This is a genomic window from Shinella daejeonensis (assembly GCF_024281235.1).
In the GTDB taxonomy this organism is placed as follows: Bacteria; Pseudomonadota; Alphaproteobacteria; order Rhizobiales; family Rhizobiaceae; genus Shinella; species Shinella daejeonensis.
In genome coordinates this window covers 837,701-860,053 of record NZ_JAHWXY010000001.1, presented here as the reverse complement: position 1 = coordinate 860,053, position 22,353 = coordinate 837,701, and the positions used below count along the sequence as shown (strand labels likewise).

At 65.1% G+C, this 22,353-nt stretch carries 26 protein-coding genes and 1 pseudogene; 13 read left to right on the top strand and 14 right to left on the bottom strand.

Going from position 1 to position 22,353, the window contains the following annotated elements:
• Positions 1-8: 8 nt before the first annotated feature.
• The 5 genes from KYK29_RS04070 to KYK29_RS04050 all read right to left on the bottom strand — a co-directional run bounded on the left by KYK29_RS04070 (position 9) and on the right by KYK29_RS04050 (position 4,487).
• Positions 9-407 carry a hypothetical protein gene (locus tag KYK29_RS04070; RefSeq protein WP_254689555.1) on the bottom strand — a complete coding sequence of 133 codons (399 nt, stop codon included), beginning with the start codon at positions 405-407 and terminating at the stop codon, positions 9-11.
• A 142-nt stretch (positions 408-549) separates the two neighbouring features.
• Positions 550-1,338: a heme ABC transporter ATP-binding protein gene (locus KYK29_RS04065; RefSeq protein ID WP_254689554.1), complete on the bottom strand. Its 789-nt coding sequence runs from the start codon at positions 1,336-1,338 to the stop codon at positions 550-552.
• A gap of 23 nt (positions 1,339-1,361) precedes the next feature.
• Complete coding sequence (locus tag KYK29_RS04060; RefSeq protein WP_254689553.1) at positions 1,362-2,483, bottom strand: FecCD family ABC transporter permease; 1,122 nt, start codon at positions 2,481-2,483, stop codon at positions 1,362-1,364.
• Positions 2,470-3,414: a heme/hemin ABC transporter substrate-binding protein gene (locus tag KYK29_RS04055; RefSeq protein WP_254689552.1), complete on the bottom strand. Its 945-nt coding sequence runs from the start codon at positions 3,412-3,414 to the stop codon at positions 2,470-2,472. Before KYK29_RS04055 ends, KYK29_RS04060 begins: the two co-directional genes overlap by 14 nt.
• A 26-nt stretch (positions 3,415-3,440) precedes the next feature.
• Positions 3,441-4,487 carry a hemin-degrading factor gene (locus KYK29_RS04050; RefSeq protein ID WP_254689551.1) on the bottom strand — a complete coding sequence of 349 codons (1,047 nt, stop codon included), beginning with the start codon at positions 4,485-4,487 and terminating at the stop codon, positions 3,441-3,443.
• Between the two features lie 221 nt (positions 4,488-4,708).
• On the opposite strand from KYK29_RS04050, the gene KYK29_RS04045 reads away from it, so the two are divergent.
• From KYK29_RS04045 to KYK29_RS04030, 4 genes and pseudogenes are all read left to right on the top strand, one after another.
• The gene (locus KYK29_RS04045; RefSeq protein ID WP_254689550.1) at positions 4,709-5,140 is read left to right on the top strand and encodes a hypothetical protein; all 432 of its coding nucleotides are present in this window, start codon (positions 4,709-4,711) and stop codon (positions 5,138-5,140) included.
• A gap of 60 nt (positions 5,141-5,200) precedes the next feature.
• Positions 5,201-6,094 carry an energy transducer TonB family protein gene (locus tag KYK29_RS04040; RefSeq protein WP_254689549.1) on the top strand — a complete coding sequence of 298 codons (894 nt, stop codon included), beginning with the start codon at positions 5,201-5,203 and terminating at the stop codon, positions 6,092-6,094.
• A 439-nt stretch (positions 6,095-6,533) separates the two neighbouring features.
• A pseudogene (locus KYK29_RS04035) lies at positions 6,534-6,854 on the top strand (DUF2325 domain-containing protein); the annotation flags it as partial.
• Positions 6,851-7,126 carry a hypothetical protein gene (locus tag KYK29_RS04030; protein ID WP_254689548.1) on the top strand — a complete coding sequence of 92 codons (276 nt, stop codon included), beginning with the start codon at positions 6,851-6,853 and terminating at the stop codon, positions 7,124-7,126. The pseudogene KYK29_RS04035 and the gene KYK29_RS04030, both read left to right, overlap by 4 nt.
• On the opposite strand, the gene KYK29_RS04025 is transcribed toward KYK29_RS04030, so the two are convergent.
• The gene (locus tag KYK29_RS04025; RefSeq protein ID WP_254689547.1) at positions 7,127-7,492 is read right to left on the bottom strand and encodes a DUF423 domain-containing protein; all 366 of its coding nucleotides are present in this window, start codon (positions 7,490-7,492) and stop codon (positions 7,127-7,129) included. It abuts the gene before it with no gap.
• Between the two features lie 20 nt (positions 7,493-7,512).
• Positions 7,513-7,644, bottom strand: a complete 132-nt coding sequence (locus KYK29_RS22445) for a hypothetical protein (protein ID WP_302795382.1) — start codon at positions 7,642-7,644, stop codon at positions 7,513-7,515.
• Positions 7,645-7,764: 120 nt separating this feature from the next.
• Here KYK29_RS22445 and KYK29_RS04020 point away from each other — a divergent pair, with 120 nt between their 5' ends.
• From KYK29_RS04020 to KYK29_RS04005, 4 genes are all read left to right on the top strand, one after another.
• Positions 7,765-8,325: a TetR/AcrR family transcriptional regulator gene (locus KYK29_RS04020; protein WP_254689546.1), complete on the top strand. Its 561-nt coding sequence runs from the start codon at positions 7,765-7,767 to the stop codon at positions 8,323-8,325.
• A gap of 31 nt (positions 8,326-8,356) precedes the next feature.
• Positions 8,357-8,728: a DMT family transporter gene (locus tag KYK29_RS04015; protein ID WP_437437229.1), complete on the top strand. Its 372-nt coding sequence runs from the start codon at positions 8,357-8,359 to the stop codon at positions 8,726-8,728.
• A gap of 147 nt (positions 8,729-8,875) precedes the next feature.
• The gene (locus KYK29_RS04010) at positions 8,876-9,661 is read left to right on the top strand and encodes a ThuA domain-containing protein (protein WP_254689544.1); all 786 of its coding nucleotides are present in this window, start codon (positions 8,876-8,878) and stop codon (positions 9,659-9,661) included.
• Between the two features lie 7 nt (positions 9,662-9,668).
• Positions 9,669-10,712 (top strand): Gfo/Idh/MocA family protein, encoded by a 1,044-nt coding sequence (locus KYK29_RS04005; RefSeq protein ID WP_254689543.1) that lies wholly within the window; start codon positions 9,669-9,671, stop codon positions 10,710-10,712.
• 211 nt (positions 10,713-10,923) lie between these two features.
• On the opposite strand, the gene iolG is transcribed toward KYK29_RS04005, so the two are convergent.
• The 6 genes from iolG to KYK29_RS03975 all read right to left on the bottom strand — a co-directional run bounded on the left by iolG (position 10,924) and on the right by KYK29_RS03975 (position 17,881).
• Positions 10,924-11,916: an inositol 2-dehydrogenase gene (gene iolG / locus KYK29_RS04000; protein WP_254689542.1), complete on the bottom strand. Its 993-nt coding sequence runs from the start codon at positions 11,914-11,916 to the stop codon at positions 10,924-10,926.
• A gap of 100 nt (positions 11,917-12,016) precedes the next feature.
• Entirely contained in the window at positions 12,017-13,036 is a 1,020-nt protein-coding gene (locus KYK29_RS03995; protein ID WP_254689541.1) for an ABC transporter permease, read from the bottom strand.
• Between the two features lie 37 nt (positions 13,037-13,073).
• On the bottom strand, positions 13,074-14,612 hold the full coding sequence (locus KYK29_RS03990; protein WP_254689540.1) for a sugar ABC transporter ATP-binding protein: 1,539 nt from the start codon (positions 14,610-14,612) through the stop codon (positions 13,074-13,076).
• Between the two features lie 91 nt (positions 14,613-14,703).
• Entirely contained in the window at positions 14,704-15,633 is a 930-nt protein-coding gene (locus KYK29_RS03985) for a sugar ABC transporter substrate-binding protein (RefSeq protein ID WP_254689539.1), read from the bottom strand.
• A 247-nt stretch (positions 15,634-15,880) separates the two neighbouring features.
• Positions 15,881-16,693 carry a TIM barrel protein gene (locus KYK29_RS03980; protein WP_254689538.1) on the bottom strand — a complete coding sequence of 271 codons (813 nt, stop codon included), beginning with the start codon at positions 16,691-16,693 and terminating at the stop codon, positions 15,881-15,883.
• A 156-nt stretch (positions 16,694-16,849) separates the two neighbouring features.
• The gene (locus KYK29_RS03975; RefSeq protein WP_254689537.1) at positions 16,850-17,881 is read right to left on the bottom strand and encodes a LacI family DNA-binding transcriptional regulator; all 1,032 of its coding nucleotides are present in this window, start codon (positions 17,879-17,881) and stop codon (positions 16,850-16,852) included.
• Between the two features lie 164 nt (positions 17,882-18,045).
• Between KYK29_RS03975 and KYK29_RS03970 the strand changes: the two genes are divergently transcribed.
• The 5 genes from KYK29_RS03970 (at position 18,046) to KYK29_RS03950 (ending at position 21,835) form a co-directional block, all read left to right on the top strand.
• Positions 18,046-19,137, top strand: a complete 1,092-nt coding sequence (locus KYK29_RS03970; RefSeq protein WP_254689536.1) for a fatty acid desaturase family protein — start codon at positions 18,046-18,048, stop codon at positions 19,135-19,137.
• 38 nt (positions 19,138-19,175) lie between these two features.
• Positions 19,176-19,493 (top strand): MocE family 2Fe-2S type ferredoxin, encoded by a 318-nt coding sequence (locus KYK29_RS03965; protein WP_254689535.1) that lies wholly within the window; start codon positions 19,176-19,178, stop codon positions 19,491-19,493.
• 8 nt (positions 19,494-19,501) lie between these two features.
• Positions 19,502-20,728 (top strand): NAD(P)/FAD-dependent oxidoreductase, encoded by a 1,227-nt coding sequence (locus KYK29_RS03960; protein WP_254689534.1) that lies wholly within the window; start codon positions 19,502-19,504, stop codon positions 20,726-20,728.
• Positions 20,729-20,750: 22 nt separating this feature from the next.
• A complete protein-coding gene (locus tag KYK29_RS03955) occupies positions 20,751-21,545 on the top strand; it encodes a 3-methyl-2-oxobutanoate hydroxymethyltransferase (protein ID WP_254689533.1) in 795 nt (264 codons plus the stop codon).
• A 62-nt stretch (positions 21,546-21,607) separates the two neighbouring features.
• Positions 21,608-21,835, top strand: coding sequence for a hypothetical protein (locus KYK29_RS03950; protein ID WP_254689532.1), 228 nt, complete (start codon positions 21,608-21,610; stop codon positions 21,833-21,835).
• A 30-nt stretch (positions 21,836-21,865) separates the two neighbouring features.
• Here KYK29_RS03950 and KYK29_RS03945 read toward each other — a convergent pair whose 3' ends face one another.
• Positions 21,866-22,339, bottom strand: coding sequence for a hypothetical protein (locus tag KYK29_RS03945; protein ID WP_367880965.1), 474 nt, complete (start codon positions 22,337-22,339; stop codon positions 21,866-21,868).
• Positions 22,340-22,353: the final 14 nt, after the last annotated feature.

The window sequence follows — 22,353 nt, the reverse complement described above, 5'->3', positions numbered from 1 at the left end:
GCTTTGCCTCAGCGCCGCCAGAGCGAGGCGAGGAGGAAGCCGGCGGCGGCGGCAAGGCCGAGCGTGGCGAGGGGACGTTCGCGAACCGTCTCGCAAAGCCTCTGGCCCGAATCCTGATAGCGCTTCTGCAAGTCGGACAGGAAATCCTCGCCTGCCGAGATCAGGTCGCTGAAATCGTCCTCGGCGCGTCCCTTGAGGTCCTCGGCGGCGTCACGTGCGCGTGCGCCGGCGGCCCTGACTTTCGACTTCACCTTGCCTGCGCCCTCCGATGCGTCGCGGGCGAGCAGGCTTGTCAGCGCGGCGATTTCCTCCCGGAGTTCGTCGATCTGCTGCTGTGCCGCCTTTGCGTCGTCCTGAAGTCCGTCCCGAAGGGATTTTCCGCGTGATGAAAGCCGTCCAGTGGCCATGCCGTATCTCCTTTGTATCCTGGAATGCGCAGGTATGTCCTGAAACGCACAGGGGTGGGCCGTCCCGCATCTTTCGCGGAACGGTTGTCCGCTCTTCAACGGATGGCACGGGGAAAAGTTCCGGCCGCCTGCAAGGGTTGTATCAGACGCGGGCGGTCTGGGGGAGAACGAAGGGAATGCCATGCGAGGGAACGCCGTTCACGCACATGCGGCAACCGAAAACCGCTTCCATGGCGTCGTCCGTCATGACGGAGACGGGCGGCCCGGCCTCGACCACCCTGCCGCCGCGCATCATCACCATGTGATCGGCGAAGAGGGCGGTGAGGTTGAGGTCGTGCAAGACGGCGATGACGCCGCCGCCGCCTTCGCAATAGCGTTTGGCCAGCCGCATGACGGCGAGCTGGTGACGGATGTCGAGGGCGGAAACCGGCTCGTCCAGCAACAGGAAGCAGGGTTCGCCGTCAAGCACCGGTTCCCATATCTGCGACAGCACGCGGGCAAGCTGCACCCGTTGCTGCTCGCCGCCGGAAAGCTCCTGGTAGAAGCGGCCGGCAAAGCCTGCCAGGTCGACGGCGGCAAGCGCTGCCGAGGTGATGGTCTCGACGCGTTCGGCGTGACGGTTCGGGCCGACCGAAAGGCCGAGGCGGACGATCTCGCGTACGGTGAAGGGAAAGGCGACCACGGCCGCCTGCGGCAGCACCGCCCGGCGAACGGCGAGCTGCCAGGGCTCCAGGGCGCGGATGTCGCGGCCGTTGAGCGTGATAGCGCCTTCGCTTGCGATTTCTCCCGCCACCGCCTTGAGGGTCGTCGTCTTGCCGGAACCGTTCGGGCCGACGATCGCCGTGATCTGGCCCGCCCGGGCCTCCAGCGAGACGCCTTGCACGATGGTCTTGCCGGACAGGCGGACGGTGAGGTTGCTTGCGCGGATCATGTGGTTTTCCATGGCGGGCTCCCTCACCAGCCGCTGCGCGCGCGGTCGCGCAGCAGCACCCAGAGGAAGAAGGGCGCGCCGGCCAGGGCGGTGATGATGCCGATCGGCAGTTCGGCGGGGGCGACGATGGTGCGCGCCAGCATGTCGGCCGCCAAAAGCAGCACGCCGCCGAGAAGGGCGGAAGCGGGCAGCAGATAGCGGTGATCCGGTCCGATGACGAGGCGCAGGAGATGCGGCACCACGATGCCGACGAACCCGATGCCGCCGCTGACGGCGACGGAGGCGCCGACGGCCGCCGCCACGGTCACCACCGCGATGTATTTCAGGCGCTGGACCTTGACGCCCATATGGAAGGCCGCCGCCTCCCCGAGCGTCACGGCATTGAGGCCGCGCGCCAGGAACGGCACGACGAGCAGCGACAGCAGAATGAGGGGGCCGGCGGTGAATACCTTGAGCCAGGTCATGCCGGCGAGCGAGCCGAGGCCCCAGAAGGTGACGTCGCGCAACTGCTTGTCGTCGGCCATATAGACGAGGATGCCGGTGACGGCGCCGGCCAGGGCGGCGATGGCGATGCCGGCGAGCAGCATGGTGGCGATGGACGTCTGGCCGCCCCGGGTGGCGATCCGGTAGAGCAGGAGCGTGGTGGCGAGACCGCCCCCGAAAGCGGCGATCGGGAGTGTATAGGCGCCGAGCGTGAAGACGATGCCGGCCGGCAGGCTGCTGCCGAGCACGATCACGAGCACCGCGCCGAGCGCCGAACCGGAGGAAATGCCCACCAGCCCGGGATCGGCGAGCGGATTGCGGAAAAGACCCTGCATCACGGTGCCCGACATGGCGAGGGCGGCGCCGATGAGGAAACCGAGCAGTGCGCGGGGCAGGCGGATGTCGAACACGATGATGCGGTCGCGCATGCTGAGCACGGTGTCCTCCGCGCCGGTCAGTAGCGCCTTGAGGACGCCGAGAACGGAGGCGTCGGATGCGCCTGTGGCGACGGACAGCAACAGGGAAACCACGGACAACACCAGCAACAGCACAAGCGTCAGCCGCGCGATGGCGGTGCGGTCGCCATCCGCCCGGCGGGCCGAGGCGCGGGGTATGCGGGAACGGTGCACGGGCTTGTCGCCCAGGGCTTCATTGAGGGACATGGTCGTTCTTGTCGTAAAGCGCTTCGTTGAGGCCGCGGACAGCCGACGCCGTCCGCGGGCCGAAGCCGAGCAGATGCAGGCCGTCGAACCGCAGGACCGCCTTGTTGGCGGCGGCCGGCGTCAGCGCGACGGCCGGATGGGCGAGCAGTTCCGTGTCGATATTCTCCTCCGCGCCGCGGTTCATCATCAGGATGACATCGGGACTGGCGTTAATGACGGCCTCGTCGGAAAGCGGCTTGTAGCCCTGGAACGTGTCGTCGGTGGCGTTGATGGCACCGGCGAGACGGATGATGCCGTCGGCCGCCGTATGGCTGCCCGCCGCCAGGATCTTCCCGCCCTGGAAACTCAGGACGAAGAGGACCCGCTTGCGCTCGCTTTCCGGCCGCGCGGCGGCAAGGGCGATGGCCTGGTCGAGATCGGCGGAGACCGTGTCGACAAGGGCCTTCGCCTTGTCCGGAACGCCCAGGGCCTCGCCGACGACGGTGATCTTCCTGAGGATCGTCTCGCGGTCATAGCCTTCCGGCACGGTCACGAAGGGAACGCCGGCATCCTTCAGGACGGCGAGCGCCTCGGGCGGGCCGCTGCCTTCGACCGCCAGGATCGCCGAGGGATTGAGGGCGATCACCCCTTCGGGGGAGAGCGCCCGCATATAGCCGACATCGGGGAGCTTTTCGGCTTCCGGCGGATAGAGGCTGGTGGAATCGCGCGCCACCAGCCGGTCGCCTTCCTGCAAGGCGTAGACGATCTCGGTCACCGCGCCGCCGATAGAGACGAGGCGCGAGGTATCGATCGCAGCCGCTTCGTCGGCGAAGGCCGGCGAAGCGAAACCGTGAAGTCCCGGCACCGCCGGGGATAGCAAGATAGTGGCCGAAAGGGCGAATGCCGCAAGGGCCGCCTGCCGGGCCCGGCGGATGGGATGGGCTGTGCGCATGGTTATGGTCCCTCGCGGTTTCGTCTTCAGGCGGCGGCGCTTTCCTGACGCGGCAGGCTGTCGACGATCGCCCGCCATTCTTCGCTTTCGGCGTTGCCTTCCTTGCGCTTGCCGAAGAACTGGATGATCATTTCGCCGGCGGCGTCATAGGCCTCCAGAGACGTGATGTGGCCATCCTTCGTCGGCTTGCGCACGATCCAGCACTCGTGGATGTGATCGGTGCGCAGATGCAGGTGGAACGTCGGGTCCAGCACGTTGAGCCAGGGACCCATCTGCTGGATCTTCTCCACCGGGCCGGTATGGATCTGGACCGTACCGTTGTTGCCGACGAAGCACATGATGTCGGTCTTGCGTTCGGCGGCGGTGCGCATGATTGCGTCGGCGGCATCCTGGCGGACCTGATAGGCGAAATCCTCGCCGACGCTGCGAACGGCGTCCTGACGGGCGATCTTCAGCTTCTTCAGCATGCCGAAGAACTGGTGCGTATCGGTCATGTTGCTCCAGCTTTCACGCAGGGCCGCAACATCGACCGGGCCTGTTTCGGCGCTCTTTCCGGCGGGGGCGGCGACGAATTCCTGCGACTGGTCCTCCAGGCGGAAATCGGCGACGATCGCTTCATAGGCGGAAAGATCGGAAGCCGGGCGCAGGTGCACCTTATGCACGGCGTTGCCGGTCTTGTCGAAGAACTGGAGGCTGCGGCGGATCGTCTCTCCGTCGGTCTTGGTCACGGCGAAGCCATGCGCCCAGGTGCCGGGGAAAATGCGCAGGTCGATCTGTTCGCCGAGCACGATCGAAGCGTGCTTGCCGGTCGTCACCTTCTCGAAGGGGCCGATCTTCTCGTGGACGGCGCTTTCGTTGCGGGTCAGCGTCATGACCTCGCCGAGTTCGGCGGCGCGCTCCAGAAAACGGTTGGCGCTACCATCGATGCGAACGGCCGTCAGCCCGACTTCCGCCGCAACGAGTGCGGCTTCGGAAATGCCGAGCTGGGCGGCGATGTCACGCTCGCGCATCTTGGGGTTCTCGGCGCGGAAGGCGCGGATTTCGGAAGGAGAGGGACAAGTCGTTTCAGTCATGAGTCTGGCCTTGGTTGTGGAAAGCTGTTTCCGTGCTGTCGACGGCATTCCTGCGCAAAGCCCGAGGAAAAACAGGCAGTTGCAGGAATTTTCGCCACTTGTATCTTGACTTTCTTACTCATATTTGCCTATGCAGGCAATACCGGCGTATAAAACTCATGTTAATTGTCCGCCGCCAGCGATGGCTCGGCGGTGAGGAAGTTTCAAGGACAGGCAGGCTGATGATCGCGCGAACCCTTTTCCTCTCCATGGTCCTGGCGACCGGGGCAACCGGCGTGGCCATGGCGCAAGACCCCGCGCCGGCCAAGGGGCTGGAGATCGAGCTTAACGGACTGGCCTCGACGGACAAGGGCTGCAAGTTCACCTTCGTCGCGGCCAGCGGACTGGAGCAGGACCTTTCGAAAGTTTCGTTCGAATTCGTCATCTTCAACGCGCAGGGAACGGTGGAGCGGCTGGCGCTTCTCGATTTTCGCGACCTGCCTGCGGGCAAGTCCAAGGTGCGCCAGTTCGACGTTCCGGGCATCAGCTGCGAGGGTGTGAAGTCGTTGCTGATCAACGATGCGCCGGTCTGCCAGGGCGAGGGCGTTGCCGAGGGCCGCTGCATGGACGGGATCGTGACGCGTTCGAAGACCGAGGCCGGGCTCGAAGGCTGAACGGAGCCGGGGCGGCATGAGGCCGCCTACGGTGCGGATTGATAAAGACGGGTGAAAAACATGGCTGGAAGCAGGTGGTTGTGGGGTAGCGCGGTCGTCCTGTCACTGCTGGGGCATGCGGGTGCCGCCGCAATTCTCACGATGTCTCCGTCGCAGGAAAGCGAGGAGGCGCTGATCGCCGGCGGAGTCGTCTCGGAAGTGGCGATGCTTGGCAGCAGCGCCTTCGAGATGGTGGAATCGGGCAATCCGCAGGAAACGATCACACCCGAGGCGATAGCGCCCGACATGGTCGAGCCGGAGGTGACGGAGATACAGCCGCAGGAAATCGAGCCGGAGATCGTCGAGGATATGCGGCCCGTGGAGGCGGAGCCCGTCATCGCCGAACCGGAGGAGATCCTGACGGTGCCGTCTGCGGAAATCGAGATCGCCGCCATTCCCATTCCGGAAATCAAGCCGGAGATCGTTCCCGAGGAAAGCATCCAGCCGGTTCCGGAGATCCGCAAGGAAAAGCCGGTCAAGAAGGTCGAGGAGAAGAAGCCGAAGCGCAAGCCGGTGCGCAAGGCCGGCGAGGAAGGCAAGGCGAAGCAGACGGCGTCGCGCGGGCAGGTGGATGGATCGGCAAACGCGAAGACGGCCTCGCTTGGCGGCCAGAACAAGGGCACGTCCTCACGGGCCGGCAACGCTGCCGTCAGCAACTATCCCGGCAAGGTGCGCAACAAGATCAACCGCGCCAAGCGGCGTGTTCCGGGCGGCGGCCGCGGCAGCGTCGTCGTCAGCTTTGTCGTCGGCGCCGGCGGGGAGGCGAACGCCATCCGCATCGCGCGCAGTTCCGGCCAGCCGGCGCTTGATCAGGCGGCCGTCGATTCGGTCCGTCGCGCGGCGCCTTTCGCGCGTATTCCCGATGCGGCTGGCCGCTCCAACTGGCCCTTCAACGTTCCCATCGTCTTTAACTGAACCGGTTTCCCGCCGCGCCCCGGCCCGGCGGGATATTTTTTGCGTTTAAACATGATAATTTCAGTCATGTTTATACTTTACTATGAAACTCATGTTTTGTAGGGTTGGCCGGTGCCGGGCGCCGATGCAGCGCGCAGCAGGAAAGGGAATCTGCATGACCTCGACAATCTCCAACCGTACGGATGCGGTTTTCAGGGCGATGATCGCCGAGCGTGACAGGCGTATTGCCGATCTCGAACGTCAGCTTGCCGATGTGCGGCGACAGTCCGAAGGCCGGCGGGAGGCCGTTGCCGGAGCGTCCCCGCCGCCGCGCAGCATCGAGGTTACGCGCGTCAAGCGGCGGACCGGCGAAGCCGAAAGAAAGGCAATACGGGAAAAGCGCCGTCAGCGGCAGGCGATGGACCGGGAGCCGGAAACGCTGGACAGCGAAAGCAGGGCGAGCCTGGAAGGCCGCAGCTTTCTCTATGTCGGCGGGCGGGATTGCCAGGTGGCCCATCTGCGCCAGATCGCCAGTTCCTACGGTGCCAATCTCATCCATCATGACGGCGGTCTTCGCGAGGCGGTGTCCCGCATCGATAACGTGCTGCCGTCGGTCGACTGCGTTTTCTGCCCCATCGACTGTATCAGTCATGATGCCTGTATCCGGGTGAAGACGGGCTGTAAGAAGTGGGAAAAGGCCTTCGTGCCGCTGCGCAACGGCAGCAAATCCTCCTTCGAGCGCGCGCTTCAGACGCTGAGCGAAGGGAACGACAGGCAGTGAACGACAAGGAAATGCCGGATTTCACGCTGCTTGGCCTGCATGGCCTGGCGGCGCCGAACGGCGACGGCCTCGTGCCCGAGCTTCTCGCCCTGCTGACGGAGAGGGCGCATGCGGAAACCACAGGCGGGCCTGCGGCTGCGGTCGTGGCTTTCCCGGCGCGCGTTCCTCGCCCGCCGGTTTCCGGGAGTGGCGCGCCGGACGGCGGGCGCAGCGACAACATCGTGGCCTTCCCGCCTTCCGGGCGCAGACGCTGCGGGCGGGAAAGCGCCTGATCACTCCGGCCGGCGCGGCAGAAACGCTCCGGCCGCCACCGCCAGCCAGCCCGCCATCATGATCATGCCGCCGGTCGGGGCCGACATCGGAAAGAGCCCGTGGCCGTTCCAATGGCGGAAGACGAGGTCGCCTGCAAACAGCGCCGTGCCGATCGCCAGCAGCAACGCGGCGAGGGCGGCGCTGCGCATCGTCTGCCAGACGGCATGAAGGGCGATCAGCGCCGGAGCGTGGGCAAGGCACATGGCGGAGGCGCCGGCCATGAGGCGCGGGTCGGCGCCATGGGAGGCGGCGGCTGCGGTGACGACGCCGGTGAAGCCCATGAGGCCGGCGATGAGAAGCGTCAGCGAGCGGGTCGTGAAGGTCATGATCCTGTCCTTGAAAAGGGTCAATCGGATTGGGTGTTCTGCATGTGACGGGCAAGCCGTGTCGCCGGCGTCACCGGTTCGTGGTCGGCGATCGCCTCATGGAGCATCGTCGCGCCGCTTTCGTCATCTCCGCCCGCTGGCCGCTCCGCCATGATCTCTCTCCTTGTCCGGCCGGTCTTACCGTTCGCCGGGGCGACAGGCAATGGCCGCCGGCTGCGGCGAAGCGCCCGCATATTCGTTGACGAGAAACCGTCCAGACGGTATGTTTTGTCATGAGCAAGGCTTATCATCGCAAGAAGCAGCCGGAGGCCGTCCGCCAGCAATTGCTGGAGGTTGCGGCGAAACTGTCGCTGGAAAAGGGGCCGGGCAGCGTCACCCTCGATGCGGTGTCGCAGGCGGCGGGCGTCAGCAAGGGCGGGCTGCTGCACCATTTTCCCAACAAGCTGTCGCTGATGGACGGGCTGTTCGACGATCTGACGGCGAAATTCGACCGGGCGCTGGCGGAGAGGATGACGGCTGATCCTGAGCCGCACGGGCGCTTCACCCGGGCCTATCTTTCCGCCTGTTTCGACGCTCAGGATGAACAGGAACGGGACGGCTGGATGGTCCTGACGACCGCCCTGCTTTCGGAGCCGCATCTGCGCGAGCGGATGCGCCGCTGGACGGAGGACCGGTTGACGCGGCATGTCGGAACGGATTCCTCGCCGGACGCCGTGCTGGCGCGCTGCGCGATCGACGGCCTGTGGCTTGCCGATCTGCTGGGAGCGCCGGTTCTGGAGCCCATGCAGCGACAGGTGCTGCGAGAAAAGCTTATCGCCCTGACCCATTCGTGACCCCGCCTCGATCCTTGCTCGGGGTGCAGATATCGCCGCGCGGCGAGCCGGAGACCTTCCAATGAACATGACGACCGTCTACGCCATCCTGATCGTGGCCATCGTTTTCGAGGTGCTTGGCACCTCGGCCATGCAGGCCGCGCAACATTTCACCCGCCTTGTGCCGACGATCACCATGATCGTCTGTTACGGCGTCGCCTTCTTTTTCCTGTCCTGGAGCCTGCGCTATGTGCCGGTCGGGATCGCCTATGCGATCTGGAGCGGTCTCGGCATCGTGCTGATCTCCCTCGTCGGTGTCTTCGTCTTCGGACAGAAGCTCGATCTGGCCGCCATGCTCGGCCTCGGCCTGATCATCGCCGGCGTGCTGGTTCTCAATCTGTTTTCGAAGTCGACCTTCCATTGATGTCAAGGCGCGCAAGCGGGCGATCCACGGATACAGGGGGCAGTTTTCGCAGGCGGAACGGCTTGTCGGCGGACCGGTCGGGACACATATGGAAAGCGATTGCAGGCGCGGTTGCAGCCCGCGCCGCTCGCTCACGAGGAGAAAGCCATGACGATACGCACTGTCGTATGGGGGGAGAATATCCACGAGCAGACCAATGCGATCGTTCGCTCGATCTACCCGGACGGCATGCACAACACCATCGCCGCCACACTTAACCGCGATCCGTCGATCAGCGCGACGACCGCAACGCTTGCGGAACCGGAGCATGGCCTTGGCGAAGCCCGGCTGACGGAGACCGACGTGCTGGTCTGGTGGGGCCACAAGGACCATGGCGCAGTCGAGGACGCCGTGGTCGAGCGGGTGGCGCGGCGCGTCTACGAGGGAATGGGGCTCCTGGTGCTGCATTCGGGCCATTTCTCGAAGATCTTCAAGCGATTGATGGGCACGCCCTGCGCGCTGAAATGGCGCGAGGCCGGCGAGCGCGAGCGTATCTGGGTGGTCGATCCGGGCCATCCCATAGCGTCCGGGCTCGGCGATCATTTCGTTCTCGAGCATGAGGAGATGTACGGCGAGCCCTTCTCGGTTCCCGAGCCGCTGGAGACCGTTTTCATCTCCTGGTTCGCCGGCGGGGAAGTATGCCGTTCCGGCATGACCTGGCGGCGCGGCGCGGGCCATGTCTTCTATTTCCGCCCCGGCCACGAGACCTATCCGACCTATCATGACACGACGGTTCAAAGGGTGCTCGTCAACGGCGTGAAATGGGCTTTCAATCCGCAGGCGGCTCATACCGGCATCCACGAGGCGCCCAATGTGCCGGTGGATCGTGCGCCCGAGCCCATCGTCGAACGGGGGCCGAAACTTCACCAGCCCGGCGAAGCCGGCTATCGCTGAGGCCTGCATGCGTCTTCTCATTCTCGGAACGGGCGGCATGGCCCGCACCCATGCCCAGCATTTCGCGGCCATCGGCGGTGTCGAACTGGCGGGCGCCGTCGATGTCGACGCGGAGCGTGCAAAGGCCTTTGCCGATCGCTACGGCATTGCTCATGTCTTCTCCTCGCTGGAGGAGGCGATCGCCTGGGACGGCTTCGATGCGGCGGCAAACGTCACGCCCGATCGTGCGCACCATTCCACGACGCTTGCCCTCCTGGCGGCCGGCAAGCATGTGTTCTGCGAGAAGCCGCTGGCGGAGAATGCTGCGATGGCCGAGGACATGGCGCGGGCCGCCGAGGCGGTCGGCCTCGTCACCATGGTCAATCTCACCTATCGAAACGTCGCCCCGCTCCAGGCGGCGCGCGCGCTGGTGCTCGCCGGCGAGATCGGCCGGGTGCGCCATGTCGAGGCGTCCTATCTGCAAAGCTGGCTCGTTTCGAAAGCCTGGGGTGACTGGACGACGGAAAGCCAGTGGCTCTGGCGGCTGTCCACGCGGCACGGCTCCAATGGCGTGCTCGGCGACGTCGGTATCCATATCCTGGATTTCGCAAGCTATGCGGCGGCAAGCGATGTCATCCGCATCTTCGCGAGACTGCGGGCCTTCGACAAGGCGCCGGACAATCGTATCGGCGAATACGAACTCGACGCCAACGACAGTTTCGCCATGACGGCCGATTTTGCCAATGGTGCGCTGGGGGTCATTCATGCCAGCCGCTGGGCGACGGGTCATCTCAACGAATTGCGCCTGCGGCTTCATGGCGACAGGGGCGCGCTGGAAGTGATTCATACGCCCGAAGCCTCGTCGTTGCGCGGCTGTCTCGGGGAAGACGTGGAGCTTGCGGTCTGGCGGGATATCGAGGCGGATGTCGTTCCCACCAACTACCAGCGTTTCGCAGCCGCCGTGGTGGCGGGCGTGCAGCTGGAGCCCGGCTTCCGATATGCGGCGGGGTTGCAGAAGGTCCTCGATCTTGCCATCGAGACGGAGCGGGAGCGCCGCGAGATGGAGGTCTGAGGCGGGAAATTCGGGCGGGACGAGAGCCGGTCAGAGCCGCGAATGATCCGGGCGGCGGCATGAGGACGCATCCTCCCGCCGCCAGCCATCGCCTGTATCCGAAATCCGACGTCGACAATCGAACATGACAAACCCCGCCGAAAAGCGACGGGGGTTGTCAGCGGCCTGCGGTCGGGCATGCCGGCCGACCGCGCCATCCCGGGAAGGTCGGTCAGGCGACGGCGATCTGGCGCTTTTCCTCGACCGATTTCACGGCCGCATCGGCAAGGGCGAGGGCAGCAAGGCCGTCTGCGCCGGATGGCGAGATGGCGGCGCCCTTCTCGATGGCCGCGATGAAGCTTGCAATCTCGTTGGCATAGGCTTCGGTGTAGCGGGTCATGAAGAAGTCGTGCAGCGGCGGACGGGTATAGCCATCGCCATTGGCGACCTCGATGGAGACGGGGCGCTGGTTTTCGGCCGCCACCATCCCCATGGAGCCATGCACCTCGATGCGCTGGTCGTAGCCGTAGGTGGCGCGCCGCGAATTCGAGATGATCGCCTGCTTGCCGGACTTCGTCTGGAGGATGACGGAGACGCTGTCATAGTCGCCGGCCTTGCCGATTTCCGGGTCGACCAGCACGGCGGCCGTCGCCGAGACCGAGACGACCTCCTCGCCGAGCAGGAAGCGGGCCATGTCGAAATCGTGGATCGTCATGTCGCGGAAGATGCCGCCGGAGCGCTTGATGTAGTCCACCGGCGGGGCGCCGGGATCGCGCGAGGTGATCGTCACCATCTCGACATCGCCGATGCGGCCGTCGTCGATGGCCTTGCGAACGGCCATGAAATGCGGGTCGAAGCGGCGGTTGAAGCCGACCATCAGCTTGCCGCCGGTCTCCTCGACCACCTTCATGCAGGCCTTGACGCGGTCGACGTCGAGATCGATCGGCTTTTCGCAGAAGATCGCCTTGCCGGCGCGGGAGAACCGTTCGATCAGGTCGGCATGGGTGTCGGTGGGCGTGCAGATGACGACGGCGTCGATGTCGCCGGCTGCCTCGATTTCCTCGATGGTGCGGACCGCGCAGCCATATTGCGCGGCAATTGCCTCGGCGGCGGCGGGAAACGCGTCGGCGACGGCGACCAGCGTCGCGTCGGGATTGCCGGTGACGGCTTTCGCATGGACCTTGCCGATGCGGCCTGCGCCGAGAAGACCAAATCTCACAGTCATCTTCATTCTCTCTGTGGTGACGCAGGCGGAGCCTGCCGGGAAGTGCGGGGCGCGTGGCGCCCGCCCCGCAAAGGCGCCGCGGAGCCTCGCGGAACAGGCGTCAGGTCTTGCGTTTCTTCTGCCGGTAGACGTCGACGACGACGGCGGCAACGATGATCAGTCCCTTGACGATTTCCTGATAATACGCATCGACACGCAGGAAGGTGAAGCCCGATGTCATGACGCCGAGGATGATCGTGCCGATGACCGTGCCGGTGATGCGGCCGACGCCGCCGGCCAGCGAGGTGCCGCCGATGACCGTCGCGGCGATGGCGTCCAGTTCGTACATCACGCCCATGCCGGCCTGCGCCGTCTGGGCGCGGGCGGCGGTGACGACGCCGGCAAGGCCGGCAAGCGCACCGGCGATGGCGTAGACCTTCACCAGATGGGATTCGACATTGATGCCGGAGACGCGGGCGGCCTGGACGTTCGCGCCGATCGCATAGGTAAACTTGCCGTAGCGGGTGTAGCGCAGGGCGATGTGGAAGATGAGCGCCACGACGAGGAAGATGACGACGGGCCAGACGCCGGTGCCGATGAACGTGAACTGTTCGGAGAGACCAGAGACAGGCTGGCCCTTCGTATACCATTTGGAGACGCCGCGCGCCGACACCATCATGCCGAGGGTGGCGATGAAGGGCGGGATCTTCGTCCGGGCGATGAGCTGGCCGTTGATGAGGCCGGCCAATAGCCCGATGCCGATGCCGACGGCTACCGGCACGATGAAGGGCAGGTCGGTGAGGGACGGATAGAGCGCGCGCGGCCAGGTGGAGGCCTGCGCGAAACTCGCCGAGATCATTGCCGTCATGCCGACCATCGAACCGGAGGACAGGTCGATGCCGCCGGTGATGATCACCTGCGTCACGCCGACGGCGATGATGCCGATGACGGAGACCTGGAGGATCATGATCGTCAGGCGCTGGGGATTGAGCAGAAAGCTCTGGCCGATGAAGATCCAGCCGAGGATCTCGTAGATCAGCGCGATACCGACGAGGACGAGAAAGATACTGATTTCCGGCGGTAGCCGGCGGGCCGTTTTCTGCGCGGCGACCTGGGCCTGCGCGGCGGAATTCGTGCTCATGTTTACCTCCATTACAGCCGTCTTGCGGCCCCGGTTCCTACTGGGCAGCCAGTTCCATGACCTTGATCTGGGTCGCTTCCGAACGGTCGAGGAAGCCGGTGACGTGACCTTCGTGCATGACCATGATGCGGTCGCTCATGCCGAGCACCTCGGGCATTTCCGAGGAGATCATGATGACGGCGACGCCGTTGCGGGCGAGTTCCGTGACGAGGCGGTGAATTTCCGCCTTGGCGCCGACATCGATCCCCCGCGTCGGCTCGTCGAGAATCAGGATGCGCGGATCGGTGAGCAGCCAGCGGCCGATCAGCACTTTCTGCTGGTTGCCGCCCGACAGGTTCTCGATGCGTTCGTGCATGTTCGGCGTCTTGACGCGCAACCGGCGGCTCATGTCCTCGCAGACCCGCATCAGTTCCTTTTCCGAAACGAAACCGTTCCTGACGAACTTGTCCTGCAAGACGGCGACCTGCATGTTGTCCAGAATGTCGAGGATCAGGAGACAGCCGGTCTCCTTGCGGTCCTCCGTGAGAAACGCCATGCGGTTGCGGATCGCGGTATTGGGACTGTCGATGACGGTGGGCTTGCCGTGGATGCGGATGGTCCCGGAGCTGGCGGGCGTCACGCCGAAGAGCGTTTCGGCGACATTCGAGCGGCCGGAGCCGACGAGGCCGGCCACGCCGAGGATTTCGCCGGCCCGCACCTCGAAGGAAACGTCGTGGAAGACGCCGTCGAGCGTGAGGTTCTCCACCGACAGCACGACATCGCCGATCGGCACGTCCTCCTTCGGAAACATCTGGGTGATCTCGCGGCCGACCATCATGCGGATGATGTCGTCGCGGGTCACGTCCGTCGAGGCATGGGTGCCGATATACTTGCCGTCGCGGAACACCGAGAACTCGTCGGCGATCTCGAACAGTTCGTTCATCTTGTGGGTGATGTAGACGATGCCGATGCCCTGGCGGCGCAGGTCCCGAATGATCTCGAAGAGATGCGCGACCTCCCGTTCGGTGAGCGCGGAGGTGGGTTCGTCCATGATCAGCACGTCGGATTCATAGGAGACGGCCTTGGCGATCTCGACCATCTGACGGTTGGCGACGGAGAGGTCGCGCACCTGGGTCTCGGGGTCGATGGCGATCTTCAGCCGTGCGAAGAGGTCGGCGGTGAGCCGGCGCATTTCCGCGTGGTCGACGAAGCCGAAGCGGTTCTTCGGCTCCCGGCGGATCCAGATGTTCTCGGCGACCGTCATGAAGGGCATCAGGTTCAGTTCCTGATGGATCATGGCGATACCGTTTTCGAGCGCGTCGAGCGGCGAATCGAGTCGGATCGCCTGGCCCTTGAGGCGGATGTCGCCCTTGTCCGGCGTGTAGATGCCGGCAAGTATCTTCATCAGCGTGGATTTTCCCGCACCGTTCTCGCCCATCAGGGCATGCACGGTGCCGCGCTTCAGCCGGAACTGGACATCGTCGAGCGCCACGACGCCCGGGAACTCCTTGCGGATTCCTTCCGCAGTCAGGAGATATTCGGCGTTGGGGGCAGCGCCGCTCGTGCGGATCGCGGCCATGGTGGTCGGGCTGACCATCGTCTCCTCCTCCCTCCGAAGCAAGTTGAAACGAAACGTCGGGCGCGCATCCGTTCGGGCGCGCGCCCGCTACCGAGCGGCCTGCGGCCGGTCAGTTCTTGGCCTGGAAGTCGGCGATATTGGCCGGAGTCACGAGCTGGAAGGGAATATAGACGCGCGTTTCCACCGCTTCGCCGCGGGCGAGCTTGAGGGCGGTGTCGACCGATCCCTTGCCCTGGCCGGCGGCATCCTGGAACACCGTGACATCGAGGTCGCCTGCGGCCATGGCGGCAAGCGCGTCCTGGGTGGCGTCGATGCCGGCGATGACGACGCTGTCCATCGTGCGTCCGGCGGCCTTCAGGGCCTGGACCGCGCCGATGGCCATCTCGTCGTTGTTGGAGATCACCGCGTCGAATTCCAGTCCGGCGGAGAGCCAGTTGGTCATCAGGTCCTGGCCCTGCGTACGCTGCCAGTTTGCGGTCTGTTCCTCGACGATCTCAAGACCCTTGCATTCATCCGTGGCGAGGACGTCGTGGATATCCTGGGTGCGCACGCGGGCGGCCTGGTTGGACAGTTCGCCCATCATGACCACGACCTTGCCATTGCCTTCCAGCAGGCGGCAGACTTCCTGCGTCTGGAGCGTGCCGGATTCCTTTTCGTTGGAGGCGACGAAAGCCTGCTTTTCCGGCAGGTCGTCGATGTTGATCGGCTCGCGGTTGACATAGACCAGCGGAATGCCGGCTTCGGTGGCGGCCTTGGACAGGGCGGTCGTGGCGTCGGTGTCGACCGGATTGACGATGATGGCGTCGACGCCGGAAGCGATGAAGTTCTGGATCTGGCTCTGCTGCTTGGCGACGTCGTTCTGGGCGTCCTCGATCTGCAATGTGACGCCATCGAGCGTTTCGGCATATTCGGACATGCCGCCGCGCAGGACGGTCAGGAAGTTGTCGTCGAACAGGGCCATCGAAACGCCGATCGTCTCGGCATGGGCGGCCGTGGACATCATGGCGGCAAGCGCGGCGCCCATAAGCATTTTCTTCATGTCGTTCTCCTCCTCATACGGCGTCCGGGGCGCCACAAACGGATCCGGATGCCGGTCTTTCGATGTCCTGTCCCTGCTCCTCCCCGGAGGCGTGGAACGAAGACAGAATAAAAAGACCGATTTTTTCTATTTACGGAATGTTTATTCCATTTTCTTTTTGCGGCGTCAAGCTGATCCATTCTTCATCGGCGCGCGCCGTGCTCTGCCTGGGGAAAACGACCGGCGGAAAATCCGCCGGTCCGCCCGATCACAGGGCCGCACGGATATGGCCGATGCTTTCGGTGATCGCGGCTGCGGGATCGATCGCGGCGTGGACGGCCGGGGAGAACGGCTCGAAGGACAGGGGGCCGTCATAGCCCGCCGTGCGGAGCGCCCTGATCTGGTCGATGTTCGCCAGCCGGTCTGCGGGGCCGACCAGCACGCGGTGGTCGTCGAGCATGTCGGAAACGGCGATTGCCGGGTCTTCGACGCCCGAAATATGGACCAGACCGGTGAATTCGGGAAACAGCGCCTGTTCGCCGGCAAGGTGATGGTGGAACGTGTCGTGGACGAGACGGAAGGTCTCCTCGCCGCCGATGGCCTGGATCGCCTCCACGGCCTCACGCTTGGAGCGCAGCGAGCAGATCTCGAAGCCGAGCGGCTCGACCAGGCCGATCAGGCCGGCGGCGTCGAGCATCGGCTTCAGGGCGGTGAGCGCTTCGCGCAGATTTGCCTGCCGTTCGCCGTCGGCCTGCCCCGTCCCGTCGTTCTTCGGAACGAGCACGAGGGCGTGGGCGCCGCAGGCGGCGGCATAATCGATCAGCGCCCCGGCCTCCCCGGCGCGGGCGGGCGACCATTCGTTGAAACGCTGGAGCGCATTGATCGAGATGATCGTCACGCCGTGGCGTTCCGCCAGCGCGGCCACGGCCTCCGGCGTGGTGCCGTCAAGGATGGCGTTTCCGGCAAGATCGTTGCGGATCTCGACGGCCCTGATGCCCAGCGATACGGAAAGGGCGAAGAAGGCGTCCAGCGTCAGCGCCGGCGCGGTCATATGGTTGAGGGCGAAAGTCAGGGACGGCATGGGTGGTGTTCCTCCGGTCGCAGGCCGCGGGGCGGGCCTCGTATGCGCGTGCGAGGATCGGGATACCGGCGCCGGGCGTCAAAGCGTAGAGACGCGATGACGCCATCATTCGTGCGATTTTTGTAGCGAGGCCATGAGGGAATTCCCTCATACTGGTCAGATATTCTCGGGCGTGAAGATGTCGAAGGGCAGAAAGGTCTGGCCGGCGACCGCGCCATCGCCTTTTTCGATGGCGGCCACCATCAGCGCGACGAGTTCGCGGCAGAGCGCGGGAAGCGGTGTGTGAATGACCATGGTCGCGATGTCTTCGGCAAGGCCCGCGCGCGATTCCGCTGTCAGTTCGTTGACGACGAGCTGGATTCGCCCGGCAAAGCCCTCTTCCCGCACCGCCGATATGGCGCCTTCCATGCCGCCGCCGGCGACATAGAGGCCGACCAGATCAGGATGCTGCGCCAGAAGGTTCGCCGTCGCCTCATGGGTGATCTCGCTGGTGTCCAGATTGACCAATGTGTCCAGCACTTCGAAACCCGGACCCTTCTCCCGGAAAAAGGAGCGGAAGCCGATCTCGCGCAATTCGTGGCCGTGGAACCGGTGACTGCCGACGAAGATCGCCACCTTGCCCGGCCGCTTCGCGCCTCTGGCGATCATCCAGGCGGCCGTGCGGCCGACCTTCAGATTGTTGAGGCCGATATAGCCCTGGCGGACGTCGATGGCGAAGTCGGACAGCAGGCAGAAGACGGGTATTCCCCGGTTTTTCAGGTCCTCCACCATGGTGGTGGTGCCGGGATAATCGGGTGCGACGACCGCCAGCGCCTGGTTTCGCAGGCCGAGGCCGCGCAGCATTTCCGCCATGGCGGCCGGCGTCTGGGTGGGGATGAAGTCGATCTGGGGGACGATCCGCGCCGCGGTGAAGGCGTTGCAGGCGGCCTCCACCTCGCGGGCGAAATTCTGGTAGAAGGCCTGGCCCGGCCGCTGGAAGCAGAAGCCCAGCCGGTACTGCGGCAGATCCTCGAAGACCCGTTGGCGCAGGAGGCCTATGGCGTGATAGCCGATCGCGTTGGCGGCGTCATAGACGCGGCGCGCGGTCTCCTCGCGGACGCGATGACGGCCGTTCAGGACCCGGTCGACGGTCGCCACGCTGACGCCTGCGGCCCGGGCGAGATCGGCAATGGTGGGCCTTGAGGCCATGATCTCCTCCCTGAGACGATTCCATCATGCGCTAATGAATGAATATGATAGTATTTGATGTAATCTATCACGGCTGGATTGAGGCGCGCAAGCGGGAAGGCTATCATCCTTGCAACGAGTGAGGCATGCGGCTTGCGGGCCGTCGTGCCAAGGAGGAGGATGACATGGCGATGACGCCTTCGAAACGGGACTACAGCCTTCTCGGCCGGGATGCCGAGGCATCGGTTGCAAGCGGTCTTGCCGCCGCCGAATGGTATCATACGGATGTCGCGCGCAAGGAGATGAAGGCGCTGATGCAGCGCGCCGACGGGCCGGCGATTCGCGATACCGTGATCTGGCTCGGTGCCATGGTCGTCTCGGGAGGGCTCGGCGTCTGGTTGTGGGGAAGCTGGTGGGCGGTGCCCTTCTTCCTCGTCTACGGCGTGCTCTACGGCTCGGCGTCCGATTCCCGCTGGCATGAATGCGGCCATGGCACGGCTTTCAGGACGATGTGGATGAACAATGTCGTCTATCAGATCGCCTGCTTCATGATCATGCGCAATCCGGTGACCTGGCGCTGGAGCCATACCCGCCATCACACCGATACGGTCATCGTCGGCCGCGACCCGGAGATCGCGGTCATGCGGCCGCCGGATCTGGCGCGCCTCGCGCTCAATTTCTTCGGCATCCTCGATGCCTGGTATGCGATGGTCGACATGCTTCGCAACGCGGCCGGTGTCATGAGCGCGGCGGAAAAGACCTTCGTGCCGGAATCCGAATGGCCGAAGGCGATCCGTATCGCCCGCGTCTGGCTGGCCATCTATGCCGCGACGATCGCGCTCTGTTTCTTCATGGGATCGATCCTGCCGGCCATGCTGATCGGCCTGCCGCGCCTCTATGGCGCCTGGCATCACGTGATGACCGGCCTGTTGCAGCATGGAGGGCTTGCCGACAACGTCGTCGACCACCGGCTGAACAGCCGCACCGTCCTTATGAATCCGGTCAGCCGCTTCATCTACTGGAACATGAATTATCATGTGGAGCATCACATGTTCCCCATGGTGCCCTATCACGCGCTGCCGCGGCTGCATGCCATGATCCGGCATGACCTGCCCGCGCCCAATCCGTCGATCTGGAACGGCTACAGGGAAATGCTTCCGGCCTTCCTGCGCCAGCTTCGCAATGAGGACTATTTCCTCAAGCGCGAACTGCCGCCGACCGCGCGCCCCTACAAGGAAGACTTTCACGCCGACCCGGTCGCGCAGGCGGCCGAATAACCGGCCGGCGCAACGGAAACACTCTGGAGGAGATGACCATGAGCGATAACTGGATCGAGGTTTGCGACGCCGGGGAGATCGATGAGGAAGACGTGATCCGTTTCGATCACGACGGACGCACCTTCGCGATCTACCGCAGCCCGGAGGACACCTATCACGCCACCGACGGGCTCTGCACGCACGAGAAGATCCATCTCGCCGACGGGCTGGTGATGGACAACATCATCGAATGTCCCAAGCATAACGGCCGCTTCGATTACAAGACCGGCGAAGCCAAGGGCGCGCCCGTCTGCATCAATCTCAGGACCTATCCCGTCAAGGTCGAGAGCGGCACGGTCTTCATCTCGATTTCATGAGGGTTTCCATGACGGATTTCGTCATCGTCGGCGCCGGTGAATGCGGCGCACGCGCGGCTTTCGCCCTGCGCGACAGGGGGTTCGACGGGACGATCACGCTGATCGGCTCGGAAACCCATCTTCCCTACGAACGCCCGCCGCTGTCGAAGGACGCGCTCGTCGCGGGCGCGGGGCCGAAACTCGTCGCCGAGGCGGAGCGTTACGGCGAGGCGGGCATCGCGCTCGTCTGCGGCCGTACGGTGGCCTCGATCGACCGGGCCGGGCGGCGTGTCGTGCTTTCGGATGGCGCGGCCTTTCCCTACGACCGGCTGTTGCTGGCGACCGGCGCACGGCCGCGCGCACTGCCCGGCGCGCCCTTTTCCGCCGGGCGTATCCGGGCGCTGCGCAGCCACGACGATGCCGTCGCCATCCGCGGCCATCTTTCCCGGGGCAGCCATGTCGCCATTCTCGGCGGGGGCTTCATCGGCCTGGAACTGGCGGCCAGCGCCCGCCGGCTGGGCGCGACGGTGACGCTGCTTGAGGGACTTCCGCGCATCCTGACGCGCGGCGTGCCGGTGGAGATCGCCGGTCGCGTCGCCGAGCGGCATGCCGCCGAAGGGGTCGAGATCCTGTGCGGCGCCACGGTCGCGGCCGTCGAGGAAACGCCCGGCGAAGTCCGGGTGCGGCTTTCGGACGGCCGTGTCGTCCCGGCGAGCCTGCTCGTCGTCGGCATCGGGGCGATCCCCAATGCGGAACTGGCGGCGGCGGCCGGTCTTGCCGTCGACAACGGCATTGCCGTCGACGGCCACCTTCGCACCTCCGATCCGGATATCTTCGCCGCAGGCGACTGCACGTCCTATCCGCTGCCGCTCTACGGCGGCCGTCGGGTGCGGCTGGAATCCTGGCGCAATGCGCAGGAACAGGGCATTCTCGCGGCAGCGAACATGCTGGGGGGCGACGAGCCGGCGTCGGCGGTGCCGTGGTTCTGGTCGGATCAATATGACCTGACCTTGCAGATCGCCGGCCTTGCGGACGATGCGGCGCAAACGGTGCGCCGCGATATGGGGGAGGGTGCCTTCATCCTGTTCCATCTCGCCGCCGACGGACGGCTGATCGCCGCAAGCGGCATCGGCCCGGGCAATGCGGTGGCGCGCGATATCCGGCTGGCGGAAATGCTGATCGCCGCCGGCGTGCGCGCCAATCCCGCGGACCTCGCCTCGCCGGATACGAAATTGAAGAAACTGCTCGCCGCGTGAACGGCGTTTTCGGGAGAATGAGATGAAGACCAAGCGGCCGACTGTCGCCGATCTGCTGGCGATCAAGGGCAAACGCCAGCTTTCCATGCTGCGCGTCGTCACCCTCGAGGCGGCGGAAGCTGCCGAACGGGCGGGTGTCGATCTTGTTTCCGTGCCGCCGTCGCTGCTCGGGCCGGCCTTCCGCGAGGCCGCTCCTTCGGTCTTCGCCTTCCCGGGGCTGGATTACGGCGATTTCGTCACGACCGACGATTATCTGCGCGGCGCGTTCCGGGCGATGCAGGCCGGCGGCGACGCCGTCTATTGCGTCGCCGGGCTTTCGACGGTGCGCCGGCTGCGGGAAGAGGGGATTCCCGTCTGCGGCCATGTCGGTCTCATTCCTTCCAAGGCCACCTGGACCGGCGGCTTTCGCGCGGTCGGCAAGACGGCGGAGAGCGCGCTGGAAATCTGGCGGCAGGTGAAGGCGCTGGAAGAGGCCGGAGCCTTCGCGGCGGAAATCGAGGTCGTTCCCGGTGAGGTCGCCTCGGCGATCAGCGCGCGAACGTCGTTGCTGATGCTGTCGATGGGCGCGGGAACGGGATGTGATGCGCAATATCTCTTCGCGGAGGACGTGCTCGGCGAGCATCGCGGCCATTATCCACGCCATGCCAAGGTCTACCGCGACTTCGCCGCCGAATACGATCGCTTGCAGCAGGAGCGGATCGCCGCGTTCCGTGAGTATGTCGAGGATGTGCGTTCGGGCGCCTATCCGGCCCGGCAGCATCTGGTCGGCATCGCGGAAGAGGAACTATCCGCCTTTCTTGCGCGGCTGGATGGATGAAGTCGGGTTTTCCCGCGTGATAAAACCGCCTATGTAGGCGCGTCCGGCGCGAGGAGACATTCATGAAGTTCATCGATCCCAACCATCCGTTTTATCGTCCGCTCTGGGTGCGGCTGCTGCTTGTCGGCATCTGTTCCGGCTGGACGGCGGTCGAATTCTACAACGGCGAACAGGCCTGGGGCACGATCTTCCTGATCGTCGCAGCCTACGCCTTCGCCCAGCTGCTGCTGTTCTACAAGCCGTCCGACGGCGTGGCGAAGCCGGAGGAGGAGAGCAAGGAGAAATCCTGAACCCGGCGTGGCCTTTGTCGCCACGGGTTTTCAGCGTTCGGCCTTCGCGCCGCTCCCCGGTCCGCTTCGCCGGATGGTTTCGTCGATCAGCATGTTGGCGATCTTCATGCGCAAGGTGGCGTTCGCCCGCAGTGCCGCCGGTGCGCGGTCGGGATGGTTGTCGCGCGCAAACGCGCGACGGCGGGCCAGCAGGGCTTCGACGGTTTCCTTTCCCGTCAGCGCAAGGTCGGCCGCGATCTCTTCCGGCGCAATGCGCAGAAGATGCGGTGGCGGCGCTTCGGGCGGGGGCGCAGGGGCGGGCGTGGCCGGCTCCCCGATCTCGCGATAGGCGGCATCCGCCTGCCGTCCCGAGACGAAGGGCGCTCCCGTTCCAAGGCCGGTAAAGCCGCCTGAAGGACTGCGCCGGCCGGCGGGTTCCCGGCTGTCCGCCGCCGTCCCCTCCTTCGACATGCCTTCGTCGGCCTCTTGCCTCAGCCGTTCCAGTACCGATTCGAAGACCGACATGCCGAACATCATGG